Here is a 12452-nt window from a genome sequence, read left to right as displayed (position 1 = left end):
GACGCGTGCTCGGGGAACCGGCTGTCAGAGGACAGCGGTCCCCGTCGGCGGACCCCGTGAGGTGATGGCGTGGACGAGGAAGAGCCGCCGCGGCGCGCGGCGCCGGTGCGGACGGCGTACGCGGAGGCGCGGCCGGTGCGCGGTCACCGCCGGGCGCAGGAGCAGGCGCAGAGGGGTCCAGAGCCATCCGGCGACGGCGCGCACGACGCGGAAGACGGCCCGCTCTCCGTACGCGAGCCACAGGCCGCACAGCACGGCGGCCAGCAGGTGGGCGGTCAGCATCCCGCCCGGTGACATGCCGGCCGCCCCATGGCCGACATCGGGCACCGGCCCGGCCGTCGGGGTGGACAGGGTGTGCGCCATCTCGTGCGCGGCGTGGTGTACGTGGGCGGCCGCCTCCGGCACGGCCATCACGGGCGGCACGGTGGTGACGGGCGGCAGCGGAGGCGGGGCGAGGGACTGGGCCAGGGAGAACCCGGCGTGCAGCGCCGCCTGGACGGCGACGGCCGCCGCGGTGACGGCGAGCGGCCCGCGCTCCCGGTCCGCCAGCGCCCAGGCCGTCGCCGCCGTGGCGGCGAACGCGGCGGACAGCGCCCACCAGGGCACCGCCGTACCCGACATGAGGATGTGGCCGGTGGCCGTGAGCAGCACGCAGACGGCTGCGAACATCGCAGCCCGTACGGCTCGGAACAAGTGGCCTGGCGTCATTGCGGGCTCATCCTCGCACCAGCTTTCCGAGCCGCGCACCGAGGTGCGCACTTCCGGACAACTTCCCGTGTGGCGCAGGGCACAACGGCGGCGAGGGAACCGATCCGCCACTCCACCCGACTGCCTACCCGGCCGGTCGAAGGGTTCAACGTCCGGGGAACGGAGACTTCTGTGGTGGCGGAGGGGACGGCGACCGTGTCGTCGGCGGGGACGACGGACGGCGGGGCGGGCCGGTGGCTGACCGGGCTCCTCACCTGCGCCATGGCGTTCTCCATGCTGCAGTTGTTCCTGCTCGGGGCACTCGGGCCGCGCCTGGTCGACGAGTTGGGGGTGTCGCCCGCCGTGCTGGGGCTGACGACCACGATCGGCTTCGGGACCGCCGCCGTACTGTCCCCGGTGGGCGGCCGGATCGTGGACCGCATCGGTCCGCGCCGTTCCCTGGTGGTCCTCCTGCTGGTCTCCGCGGTGGCGCTCGCCCTGATCGGCGCCGCGCCCGGCACCGGTGTGCTGCTGGGCGCCGTCGCGCTGGGCGGCGTACCGCAGGCGCTGGCCAACCCGGCCACCAACAAGGCCGTCCTGCGCGCCGTTGCGCCCGCGCGGCGGGGCGCGGTGACGGGACTCAAGCAGTCCGGTGTCCAACTGGGCGCCTTCGCCGCCGGATTGCCGCTGGCGGCGCTCGCGGGCGGGATCGGCTGGCGGGGCGCCGTGTGGACGGGCGCCGGCGCGGCCCTGCTCGCCGGGCTGTGGGCCCTGCGCGCACTGCCGGCCGACCCTCCGCCGGCCCCCGCGGGCCCCCGTACATCGTTCGTTCCGCGCGGAATGGTGGCCTGGCTGGCGGCCTTCTCGCTGTTCCTCGGCGCCGGGATCGCCTCCGTGAACACCTACCTCGCCCTGTTCGGCGCGCAGCGCCTCGGCATGGGCCCGACGACGGCGGGCGCTCTGGTCGCCGTCCTGGGCATGGCGGGGATCGCGGGCCGGGTCGGCTGGTCGAAGGCGGCCCGGCCCGGGCGCGCCGAGTGGCTGCCGGGATGGCTCGCGTGCGGAGCGCTCGGGGCGGCGGCCCTGCTGGGAGCCGCTCTCGTCGCGAGTCCGCTGGTGTGGGCCGGCGCGGTCGCCGTCGGTGTGTTCGCCGTGTCCGGCAACGCCGTCTCGATGGTGCTCGTCATGCAGCGGGCCGCGCCCGGCCGGGCCGGACAGGACTCGGCGCTGGTCGCGGCCGGCTTCTTCGCCGGATTCGCCGTGGGGCCGCCCCTGTTCGGCCTGCTCGCGCAGAGCGAACGCTACGGGTCCGGCTGGCTGCTGGTGGCGGCGGAGTTCGCGGCGGCGGGAACGGTCGCGTTCGTCTGGGCCGTACGGGACCAGCGGGACGGGCGGGACGGGCGGGACGGGCGGGGCCGACGGGGCCGCCGGGGTCGGCGGGAGGAGGCGGCGTGAGCGCCGCGACGTCCGACGAGGACTGGGCCGGCCGCGCGCTGGCCGCCGTCATCGAGCGCGTCGGGGTGACCGCGGCCGAAGTGGGCACGCGCTTCCCCTTGTACGCCGGGCCGGGCGACGGGCGGTGGACGACGACCGGCCGCGGTTCGTGGACGGGCGGATTCTGGGCCGGTCTGCTGTGGCTGCGCGCGCGGTGCACCGGTGATGCGGCCGACCGGCGGGCGGCCGCCGCGTGCACGGCCCGGCTGGCACCGTGGGCGGACGCCGACACCGCCACCCGCGGGCTGATCCTCTGGTACGGGACCGCCCCTGCCGGGGACGACGCCGAAGCCGCCGCCCTGCGCGAGCGAGCCGCCCGTGCCTGCCTGTCGGCCTGCGATCCGGGCCTCGGACTGCTGCCCTGGGGGAGCGCGCTGGGCGGGCCGCGCCTGCTGGCCCGCGTGGACGGCGTTCCCGGTACGGTTCCGCTCCTGGCCGGCGCCGGACCGCAAGGGGTGGCCGCGGCAGCGGCCCATCTGCACCGGCACCTCGACCTGTGCCTCGGCGAGGGCGGGACGCCGCACCGATCGCCGCGGCCCGCCTGGCGCTTCGACGAGGCGGCGGGCTGGCAGCCCTGTGCGGATCCGCCGCCGGGCTGGAGCCGGGGAGCGGCCTGGCTGCTCCTCGCGGTCGCCGACGCCCTGCTGCGCCCGGAGGTCGCGAGGACCGGCCGGGTCCGGCTCGACGGGGCGGCAGATCAACTCCTGGTACAGGGAGGGGGATCGGCCGGACCGCTCGTACCTCCCGCCGACGCGTGCCGGCCGGACGGGCCCCTCGACACCTCGGCCGCCGCGATCACCGCGGTCGCCCTGCTGAAGCTCGCGCGGGTGCCCGGCCTGCGGGCGGCGGCGTACGCGCACCAGGCCGCGGCGATCCTGCGTCACCTCGTGCGTGCCCATCTCACCGGTCCCGGGACTGGTCCAGGGATCGGGCCCAGTCCCGGGACCGGTCCAGGGATCGGCCGCCCGGCCGGGATGCTGCTGGACGGCTGCTACGACGCCGGGAAAGAGCTGGCGGTCCGGCACGAACTCGTCTGGGGCGACTTCTTCCTGGCGCTCGGGCTGGCCGCGCTGGATGAAGTCGTCGACATCACCCGCGTGTAGGACCTGGCCCGGCGGGCTCCCGGCCGCCGTACTCGCGCAGGACGCGGCGGGCCACAGAGGTGATGTGGAGCTCGTCCGGTCCGTCGAGGATGCGGGCCGCCCGGCCGGTACGGAAGAGCGCCGGCAGCGGGGTGTCCGGCCCGAGCCCGGCGGCGCCGTACACCTGGATGGCGGAGTCCGCGACCCGCTGGAGCATGCGGGCGGCGGCGACCTTGGCCAGCCCCACCTCCGTGCGCGCGTCCTGCCCGGAGCCGATCAGGGCCACCGCCTCGTGGACGAGCGGCCGGGTGGTCCGCAGCGCGAGCAGCGCGTCGAAGACGTGCTGCTGGACCAGTTGGTGGTCGGCCAGCGGTCCACGCGATCCGCGGTGGGTGGCGGCCCGTTCACACATGAGGTCGAAGGCGCGCTGGGCCTGGCCGAGCCAGCGCAGACAGCGCAGCGTACGGCCGAGCTGGAGCCGCTCGCCCGCGAGGGACAGGGCGCTGCCGGGCTCGCCGAGGAGGTGGTCCGCGGGCACCGGGACCCGGTCGAGCGCGATCTCGTACTGGCCCGCGGCGCCGAGCACGGGGAGTTCGCGGACCACCCGGAAGCCGGGGGAGCGGGTGGGCACGAGCAGCAGGGACAGCCCCTCGCGGTCTCCGGTGGCTCCGTCCGTGCGGGCCATGACGGTCACCAGGTCGGCGCCCGCCGCGCCGGAGGTGAACCATTTGCGGCCGGTGACGACCCAGCTGCCGTCCGGCCGGTGCTCCGCCCGGGTGCCGGTCAGGAAGGGGTCGGTGCCCGGCACGTCCGGCTCGGTCATGGCGTAGCAGGTACGCAGCTCCCCGGCGACCAGGGGCTTCAGATACTCCTCGCGGACCCGCGTCCCCCCGTGCCGCGCCAGCATCGTGACATCGAGCAGGGACGCGGACCCCAGCGCGGCGGGGCCGTGATCACTGGCCCCCTCGGCCTCGGCCAGCTCGGCGTACGCCCCGAAGGGCAGCCCGCCGCCGCCCAGTTCCGTGGGGAGAGGCAGCGCCCAGAGCCCCTCGCGCCGGGCCTGGCGGCGCAGTTCGGCCAGAGCGGCGGCGGCCTCGGGGCCGCCCGCGTCCAGTACCGACTCCTGCGGGATCACCCGGGTACGGACGAACTGGTCGACCCTGGTCCTCAATTCCCCTTTTGCAAAGGTGGTTTGTGGGTGCCCGGTGACGGGGGCCGGGTCCGGTCCTGTCATTGCTCTCCTCCTCGTTTCCGCCCATTCCCGGGAACTCGTGGGAACGGCTGTCCGACTCTCTGTCCGTGGAACTGGTCGGGTGCGCAGGCTCCCGGGTTCCCCGCGTTCCGTAAGACCCGGGCGACGGCCACCGCCGCGCCAGGAGAGGAGAGGCATGGCGTCACCAGCAACCACGCAGACGGTCCGGCCGCTCGACACACTGCGCTTCGACACCGCGGGGCCCCCGCAGATCACGAGCGTCGTCACCGACCACCTGCGCATGCTCGGCGCACGAACGGACCACCCCGGCCGGGGCGATGGCGCCGCGGCGGGCAGCATCACCCTCGCGGGCGGGGACTTCGCGCCGGCTCACGCGATCGCCACGTGGGCCGCTCCCGCGAGCGGACTCGCCGACGAGGCCACGGTGCAGGCCGCGACCGGCATCATGGCCGTACACGGCCGCAGGGACGGCAGTCCGCGCGGCCTGGCCGCCGACTTCGCGGCCACGGCCACCGCCGTCCTGACGGTGCAGGGGTTGCTCGCGGAACTGGTGGGCCAGGCCCGGGGCGGGGCCGCCGCGCAGGTGACCACCAGCGCGGACCGGGCCGGACTGCTCACGGTGTCCCAGTACCTCGCCGCGGCCGGAGCCGACGAAGGGGAGGCCGCCGAACTCGCCGCAGGCGGACCCCCGTTCACCTCCGCCGAGGGCGTTCTCTTCGAGCTGGAGACCCTCGATCCGGGTGCCTGGGCCGCCTTCTGGCGGGCCCTGGAGGCACCCGCCGAGGCGATGCGCAAGGGCTGGCGGCCCTTCCAGTTCCGCTACGCCACGGCCTGCGCCCCCTTCCCGGCGGCCCTGCACACGGTGACGCGCGCCCACGGCTGGGCACGGATCCGCCAGGCAGCGGCCCGCTCCGGAGCCCAGGTGTGCGCGCTGCGCACGCTCGCCGAACGGGCCGGCGAACACGACGGCGCCGCCCCCTGGTCCCTGACCCCGCTGGGCTCCGGGCCCGTGCTCGGCAGGCCGGGCCCGCCGCCCCCCGGCCGGCCGCTGGCCGGGCTCACCGTGCTGGAGGCCGGCCGCCGCATCCAGGCACCGCTCGCCGCCCACCTGCTGGGACTGCTCGGTGCCGAGGTGATCCGGATCGAGCCGCCGGGCGGGGACCCGCTGCGGGGCATGCCCCCGGCCTGTTCCGGAACCTCGGCCCGCTGGCTCGCCCTCAACCGCGGCAAACAGGCCGTCGAGATCGACATCAAGGGGGAGGCGGACCGGGCCCGGCTGCGGGAGATGGCGGCGCAGGCCGACGTGTTCCTGCACAACTGGGCGCCGGGCAAGGCCGCCGAACTCGGCCTCGACGCCGACGACCTCGCACAGGTCAACCCGGCGCTCGTCCACGCCTACACCAGCGGCTGGGCCGGCCGGCTCCACGACGCCCCGATGGGTACCGACTTCATGGTCCAGGCGCGCACCGGCGTCGGCGAAGCCGTCCGCCCGGAAGGCGAGCCCGCGGCGCCTTCGCTGATGACCCTGCTCGACGTACTCGGCGGGCTGCTCGGCGCCGAGGCGGTACTCGCAGGGCTGCTGCTGCGTGAGCGCACCGGCCGCGGCGTACGGGTGGACTCCTCCCTGCTCGGCGCCGCCGACACGCTGACCGGCCCCGCCCTGCGCCGGGCGGCCCGGGGCGGGAACCCGCGCAGACCGGCCGGGTTCCGGCAGCCGCTGCCGACGGCCGACGGCTGGATCGCCCCCACCGACGCATGCGCCGCCGCGGTCGCCGCGTACGACCTGCGCGCGCTGACCACCGGCGAAGCCCTGCGGCAGCTGCGCGACCACGGACTGACCGCGACCGCCGTCACCACCGACCTCTCCGACCTGCACCGCGACCCGCGTTTCGCCGGCTCGATCAGCCGCGACGCGCACGGCGCCCCCGCAGTTCCCGACCCCTGGAGCTTCGCGTGACTGTCGAACTGCACGACCTGTTGCCCGCCGGACTCCGCCGGTCCTGGGTGGTCGACGGCACCTGCCCGGACCTCGATCTCTACAGCCTCTTCCGGGCCCGGCAGATCGCCGACCTGCACCGGACCGCCGTCCTCGACGCCAAGGGCGCGCTCTGCTACACCGCGCTGGACCGCAAGGTGCGATGTCTGGCCACCGGCCTCGGAGACCTCGGCATCCGCCCGGGCGACGTGGTCGGCGTACAGCTCCCCGACAACCGCAACGCCGTCATCGCCGATCTGGCGCTGGCCGCCCTCGGGGCGATCGCGCTCCCGTTCCCCGTCGGCCGGGGCACCCTGGAGGCCGAGTGCCTGCTGCGCCGGGCCGAGGCGGTCGCCGTCATCGCCGCGACCGAGCACCGCGGATTCCGGCACGCGGCGGCACTGGCGACCCTCGCGGGAGCGCTGCCGGCGCTCCGCCACGTCGTCGCCGCGGGCCCGGGCACCGCACCTGAAGGAACGATTCCGCTGGCGCGCCTGCTGCGCTCCGACCCCAGCGGATTCGTCCCGGCCCGGCCCGACCCCGACAGCGCGGCACGCATCCTCGTCTCGTCCGGTTCGGAGGCCGAGCCGAAGATGATCGCGTACTCGCACAACGCGCTGGCCGGCGGGCGGGGGAACTTCCTCGCCTCCCTCATCCCGGACCGGACCCCGCCGCGCTGCCTCTTCCTCGTACCGCTGGCCTCCGCCTTCGGTTCCAACGGCACCGCCGTCACGCTCGCCCGGCACGGCGGGACCCTCGTCCTGCTCGAACGCTTCACCGCGGAGGCGGCGATCGCGGCCGTACGCGCACACGAGCCGACCCACGTCCTCGGCGTTCCCACCATGGTCCGCATGATGCTCGAACGCCTCGACGAGACGGGCGAGAAGCTGCCCGCGCCCACCGCGCTCATCCTCGGCGGTGCGCCGCTCGACGAGACCACGGCCGCGGGCGCGGCGCAGGCGTTCGGCTGTCCGGTCGTGAACCTCTACGGATCCGCCGACGGGGTCAACTGCCATACCGGGCTCGGCCATACGGTCCCGCCCACCGACGGCTCGGGCGTGGTCGCGGGCCACCCGGACCCCCGGGTCGCCGAGATCCGCATCGCCGACCCCGACACCCACGAACCGCTGCCCGACGGGGACATCGGGGAGATCATCTCGCGCGGCCCCATGACCCCGCTGTGCTACGTGGGCGCCCCCGACCTGGACGCCCGGTACCGGACGCCCGACGGCTGGGTCCGCACCGGCGACCTCGGCTTCCTCGACACCGACAGCGTCCTGCACGTCGTCGGCCGCCTCAAGGACATCGTCATCCGCGGCGGCGCCAACATCAGCCCCGCCGAGGTGGAGCGCGAGCTCACCGCGCACCCCCGGGTCCGGGACGTGGTCTGCGTCGGCGTCCCCGACCCGCTGATGGGGGAGCGGCTGGCGGCCTGTGTGGTGGCGCGCGGCGGGCGGCCGCCCACCCTCGCCTCGCTCGGCGACCACCTGAGCGGGCGCGGGCTGGAGCGGCGCAAACACCCCGAGCGTCTCCTCGTACTCGCAGAGCTGCCGCTGACGGCGGCCGGCAAACCGGACCGGGCGGCGCTGCGCGAGCGCTTGGCGGAAAGCCGGACGAGTGACGTGACGGAGAGTCGGACGGATGATGTGACCGAGCGCCTGACCGAGCGCCTGACCGAGCGGCCGGCGGCTGGCGCGGCCGAGAGCCCGCCGCAGTCGCGGAACGGCGCGGGCGCCGCGGTCCCGCTCGCACAGGCGGGATGACGGCGGGGCCCGGCGGCTCCACGCCGCCGGGCCCCTTTCCCGTGGTGCCGTCCGCTCAGGAGGTTCCCATGGCCTTCTTCAGCTCGGCCGCCGCATTGCGGTAGACCGGCAGCAGGTCGAGGTCCTCGCCCGGGTAGTTGACGATCTTCACCTGCCTGGCGCCCGAGTCGGGCAGGACCGTGCCTGTGGACATGTGCGCGTTGTCCAGCACGAGCGCGGGCTTCTTCGCGGAGAGCTCGGCGAGCTGCGCCGGGGTCACGGCCTCGGGCCCGTACGTGCCCACGGCGGTGGCGCCCGACAGCTTCGCCGACCACGCGGTGAAGACCTGGGTCACCACGGAGGGGCTCTTCCCGCCGGGCCAGGCGGCCTGGAGTTCCTTGTTCAGCTGCGCGTACTCGGTGGCGAAACCGGTCTTCCACCGGGCGGCCGCGTCCTCGGTGCCGAACAGCCCGCCCAGCTTGGCGACTTCGGCGTTCACCTTGTCGGGGTCGTTGTCGAGGTTCACCTCGACCAGCTTGGCCTTGGAGCCGGCCGCCTCCTTGATCTTCGCGGCGTACGGCTCGAAGGGCGCGTACAGCACGAAGTCGGCCTCGGCCACGGCGGCGAGGTCCGAGGGCTTCGGGTCGTAGTCCGGGGCGTGATGGACGGACTGCGGCACGATGACCTTGATGTCCTCGGCGCCGGCCGCCTTCGCGAAGGCGCCCTCCCAGGTGGTGGTGACGACCACGACCGGCTTCCCGTCGTGTTGGGGCTTGCCGTCCTCGGACGAGGCGTCGTTCCCGCAACCGGCGGCCAGGAAGAGCGCCGCGCTCAGTGCGAGGAGGGAAGGGATACGGCCGCGGGTGCGCGCCATGAGCTGATTCTCCGTTCGGGTATGAGATGGACGGCGAGGACCAGTACCCCCGCCGTCAGGACGAGGACCGGGCCCGGCGGCCAGTCCAGCCACAGGGCCAGCAGGAACCCCGTCAGATTCACCGCGACACCGATGCCGACCGCCCAGAGGGTGATCGACTTCAGCGAGCTGCCCAGGCGGCGCGCGGCGAGTGCGGGCAGCAGGGTCAGGGCGTCGACGAGCAGGGCGCCGGTGAGTTTGATCGCCCCGGCGACCGCGACGGCGACCAGGACCAGGAGCGCCGCGGTCAGCGCCCGCACCGGGACGCCGGAGCACTGGGCGAGCTCGCGGTCGTACAGCAGCAGCGCGATCTCGCGCCGCCGCCACCAGAACAGGGCCGGTACGACGACGGCCAGTACGCCCAGCACGACGAGGTCGGCGGCGGCGACGGACAGGATCGACCCCCACAACAGGGCGAAGGCGCCGGAGGCATTGACCCCCGACACGGCCAGGACGAGCAGCGCGGCGGCGATGGCCAGGCTCATCAGCAGGCCCATCGCACCCGACAGCCCGTCCGGGGTGCGGGCGAGCGGTGCGACGCCCGCACCGGCCAGGGCGCAGGCCACCAGCGCGCACAGCATGGGGTCGAGTCCGGTGAGCAGGCCGACGGCGATGCCCAGCAGCGCAACGTGCATCATCGCGAACCGGACCGGCATGATGTCGAGCCCGACGATGACCACCCCGATGACCGGCAGGCCGATCGCGGCCAGCAGCAGGGACAGTCCGGCCCGCTGTACGGGCAGCAGCTGGAGGAGCGTGCCGAGATCGGCGGTGGCCAGGGTCACCGGACCTCCCGCAGCCGGCCCGCGGCCATCTCCAGTACGCGGTCGCAGCGTTCCGCCAGCGCGCGGTCGTGCGTGACCACGACGAGGGTCACCGGCAGGGAGGTGAGGACGTCCGCGGCCTCCGACTGGCCGTCGAAGTCGAGGGCGGCGGTGGGTTCGTCGGCCAGGAGCACCTGGGCGCCGGCGGCCACGCAGCCGATCGCCCGGGCCAGGTACATGCGCTGCAACTGGCCACCGGAGAGGGTGTGCAGGGGCCGCCCGGTGAGCGGACCCACCCCGAGCCGGTCCGCGGCTTCGGCCGCCTCCGCCGGAGCGCCACCGGCGGCCAGCAGTTCGGCGCCGAGGAGCGGGAAGCGGCCGGCGGCCGGCTTCTGCGGGATCCAGGCGCAGGCCCGGCGCCGCCACGCCCACTCGGCCGGCGAGCGGGTGTCCCGGCCGCCGACCAGGATCGAGCCGGTCACCTGGCGGTGCAGGCCGAGGACGGCACGCAGCAGCGTGGTCTTGCCGGAGCCGTTGGTCCCGGTCAGCGCCACGCGCTCGCCGGCGGCGATCTCCAGATCCACGTCGGCGACGGCCTCCACCCGGCCGTGCCGGCAGGCGACCTCCCGCATGCGCACATCCAGCCCGCCCATCACACGCCCCTCGATCGTCCGCTGCCGCGCGGGATGACGGGGCTCCGCCTCCCACGCGGCAGTAGTCGGATGCCGGGGGCCTCGGGTTCCCGCCGAGGGGAAACCGTTTCGGACGGGCGCCGCATGCGGACCCTGACGGGATCTGACGACTGACGACTCCCGCTCGCTCAGGCGGGATGGCCGTCGGAGTCCGTGTGGTCCTTCTGGGTGGAGAACTTGTTCAGGAACACGTCGTACCGGCCGTCGGGGCGGCGGGTCAGCGTCGCACCGTCCTGCCAGATGCCGTTCTCCTCCCACCAGTCGCTGCCGTACGGGTCGCCCTGGTTCTGGTGGATGTTGTGCATGCCCAGGCCGGCGGTGAACGGCTCGCCGAAGACCAGGATCGGCCGTCCGACGACGAGGATCGGCTCCAGGGCGCGGGCGGCGTCGAGGTTGGACCCCGATTCCCAGTGCCGGGACGGCTTGGGCAGCCGGTCGAGGAGGTCCAGCAGCCGACGGGGCAGCGGCAGCGGCGGCCGGAGCGGGTGGTCCCGCAGGGCCGGATGCCGGATGTAGTCGAGCGCGCCGGACCCATCCGTACGGGCGAGCTCGTGGTACCCGGGAGTCAGCGCGGCCACCGGACCGAGCGCCGAGGCGTCCACGGTGAGGACCTTCCACCGCACACCGGTCGCGGAGTCGTGGCTGTCCACGTCGACGGCGCACTTGTACCGGCCGTCCGGTGCTTCGACCCGGAGGTTGACGTGGAACCACGCTCCCTGCGTGTCAGGCGTGTCGCGGAAGTGCTGCCGCAGAGTCCCGGCCAGCACGCCGTAGTGGTCGAATGGCATGCCACTCAGTGAATCACCGGCCCGGGCGGGCGGCCATCAGGGCTCGGCCATGCGGATGCAGGGGTTGCCGGGCCGCCGCTATCGCTCCGTCAGACAGAGATGCGGTGTGAACGGGCTCGCGTCAACTCCATGACCGTTCCTCCCCGTTGATTTCCGCACGTGGGCGCGACCGTACTGGGGGCTGGGAGACGCCTGAGCGGCGGCTCCCGGGGACCGGCCCGGGCGGGCGGCTCAGTGTTCCTCGCCGGCGACGAGGAGTTCGCCCACCCTCTCCGCGAGGACGGCGCGGGCCGGGGCGGGCATTCCGGCGTCGGTGACGAACCAGTCGGCCCGGTCCAGTGCGGCGAAACCGCTGAGCCCGACCACGCCCCACTTGCTGTGGTCGGCGACGACGGCGACCCGTCGTGCCGAGGCGACCAGGGCCCGGTTGGTCTGTGCCTCCATGAGATTCGGGGTGGTCAGGCCGGCCTCCTCCGCCACCCCGTGCGCGCCGAGGACGAGCAGGTCCACGTGAAGGGAACCGATCACCAGGTCGGCGAGCGGGCCGACCAGCGCGGCCGAGGGGGTGGGGGAGCCGCCCGTCAGCAACAGGGTCGGGGCCCCGGCTCCCGGATCGCGGCCGGCGGCCCGGACCAGCTCCGCCACCGGAAGGGAGTTGGTGACGATCGTGAGCCGAGGGACGCCGAGCAGCCGGGCGGCGACCGCGTGCGCGGTGGTGCCGCCCGAGACCGCGACCACGCTGCCCGGCTTCACCAGGGCCGCGGCCGTCTCCGCGATGGCGGCCTTGGCGGCACCCTCCAGATCGGATTTGGCGTCGAATCCTGGCTCGTGGCCGCTGGCCCCGGCCGCGGCGACGGCACCGCCGTAGACCTTCTCCACGGCGCCGCGCCGGGCGAGGGCGTCCAGGTCCCGGCGGATCGTCATGTCCGAGACGCCGAGCTGCCCGACCAGGTCAGCCACCCTTACCGCGCCGTCGCGCCGGACCGCGTCCAGGATGAGCGCACGACGCTGGTGGGCCAGCTGGGCAGCCTGTTCGGCCACGGTCGACTCCCGGGTATCGGCGAATCCGGTCAGAAGGCAGCAAGATAGCACAGCAATGTTG

11 protein-coding genes are annotated in these 12452 nt (G+C 74.9%); 4 read left to right on the top strand and 7 right to left on the bottom strand.

From position 1 onward, the window contains the following. Positions 1 to 24 precede the first annotated feature (24 nt). Positions 25 to 708, bottom strand: coding sequence for a hypothetical protein (locus tag ACGFYQ_RS07770; protein ID WP_393741078.1), 684 nt, complete (start codon positions 706 to 708; stop codon positions 25 to 27). A 174-nt stretch (positions 709 to 882) separates the two neighbouring features. Between ACGFYQ_RS07770 and ACGFYQ_RS07765 the strand changes: the two genes are divergently transcribed. Both ACGFYQ_RS07765 and ACGFYQ_RS07760 read left to right on the top strand, forming a co-directional pair. Beyond that, positions 883 to 2142 carry an MFS transporter gene (locus tag ACGFYQ_RS07765; RefSeq protein WP_393741076.1) on the top strand — a complete coding sequence of 420 codons (1260 nt, stop codon included), beginning with the start codon at positions 883 to 885 and terminating at the stop codon, positions 2140 to 2142. Further along, a complete protein-coding gene (locus ACGFYQ_RS07760) occupies positions 2139 to 3284 on the top strand; it encodes a sugar ABC transporter permease (protein WP_393741074.1) in 1146 nt (381 codons plus the stop codon). The genes ACGFYQ_RS07765 and ACGFYQ_RS07760 overlap by 4 nt, the downstream gene beginning before the upstream one ends. On the opposite strand, the gene ACGFYQ_RS07755 is transcribed toward ACGFYQ_RS07760, so the two are convergent. Continuing rightward, on the bottom strand, positions 3271 to 4497 hold the full coding sequence (locus ACGFYQ_RS07755) for an acyl-CoA dehydrogenase family protein (RefSeq protein WP_393741072.1): 1227 nt from the start codon (positions 4495 to 4497) through the stop codon (positions 3271 to 3273). The genes ACGFYQ_RS07760 and ACGFYQ_RS07755 overlap by 14 nt on opposite strands. A gap of 154 nt (positions 4498 to 4651) precedes the next feature. Here ACGFYQ_RS07755 and ACGFYQ_RS07750 point away from each other — a divergent pair, with 154 nt between their 5' ends. Both ACGFYQ_RS07750 and ACGFYQ_RS07745 read left to right on the top strand, forming a co-directional pair. Continuing rightward, positions 4652 to 6433, top strand: a complete 1782-nt coding sequence (locus ACGFYQ_RS07750; protein ID WP_393741070.1) for a CoA transferase — start codon at positions 4652 to 4654, stop codon at positions 6431 to 6433. Beyond that, positions 6430 to 8214 carry a class I adenylate-forming enzyme family protein gene (locus ACGFYQ_RS07745; RefSeq protein WP_393741068.1) on the top strand — a complete coding sequence of 595 codons (1785 nt, stop codon included), beginning with the start codon at positions 6430 to 6432 and terminating at the stop codon, positions 8212 to 8214. The genes ACGFYQ_RS07750 and ACGFYQ_RS07745 overlap by 4 nt, the downstream gene beginning before the upstream one ends. A 55-nt stretch (positions 8215 to 8269) precedes the next feature. Here ACGFYQ_RS07745 and ACGFYQ_RS07740 read toward each other — a convergent pair whose 3' ends face one another. From ACGFYQ_RS07740 to ACGFYQ_RS07720, 5 genes are all read right to left on the bottom strand, one after another. Then, on the bottom strand, positions 8270 to 9067 hold the full coding sequence (locus tag ACGFYQ_RS07740) for an ABC transporter substrate-binding protein (RefSeq protein WP_393741066.1): 798 nt from the start codon (positions 9065 to 9067) through the stop codon (positions 8270 to 8272). Beyond that, entirely contained in the window at positions 9025 to 9891 is an 867-nt protein-coding gene (locus ACGFYQ_RS07735; RefSeq protein ID WP_393741064.1) for a metal ABC transporter permease, read from the bottom strand. The genes ACGFYQ_RS07740 and ACGFYQ_RS07735 overlap by 43 nt, the downstream gene beginning before the upstream one ends. After that, positions 9888 to 10523, bottom strand: coding sequence for an ATP-binding cassette domain-containing protein (locus tag ACGFYQ_RS07730; RefSeq protein WP_393741062.1), 636 nt, complete (start codon positions 10521 to 10523; stop codon positions 9888 to 9890). Before ACGFYQ_RS07730 ends, ACGFYQ_RS07735 begins: the two co-directional genes overlap by 4 nt. Before the next feature lie 167 nt (positions 10524 to 10690). Then, a complete protein-coding gene (locus ACGFYQ_RS07725) occupies positions 10691 to 11350 on the bottom strand; it encodes a DUF2278 family protein (RefSeq protein WP_393741060.1) in 660 nt (219 codons plus the stop codon). 231 nt (positions 11351 to 11581) lie between these two features. Continuing rightward, positions 11582 to 12391 (bottom strand): DeoR/GlpR family DNA-binding transcription regulator, encoded by an 810-nt coding sequence (locus ACGFYQ_RS07720; RefSeq protein ID WP_393741058.1) that lies wholly within the window; start codon positions 12389 to 12391, stop codon positions 11582 to 11584. Positions 12392 to 12452 lie beyond the last annotated feature (61 nt).

Origin of the sequence: Streptomyces sp. NPDC048258, assembly GCF_043201995.1 — a bacterium.
Classification (GTDB): Bacteria; Actinomycetota; Actinomycetes; order Streptomycetales; family Streptomycetaceae; genus Streptomyces.
The sequence above is the reverse complement of the archived record's forward strand: the minus strand, read 5'-3'. Positions and strand labels throughout refer to the sequence as shown.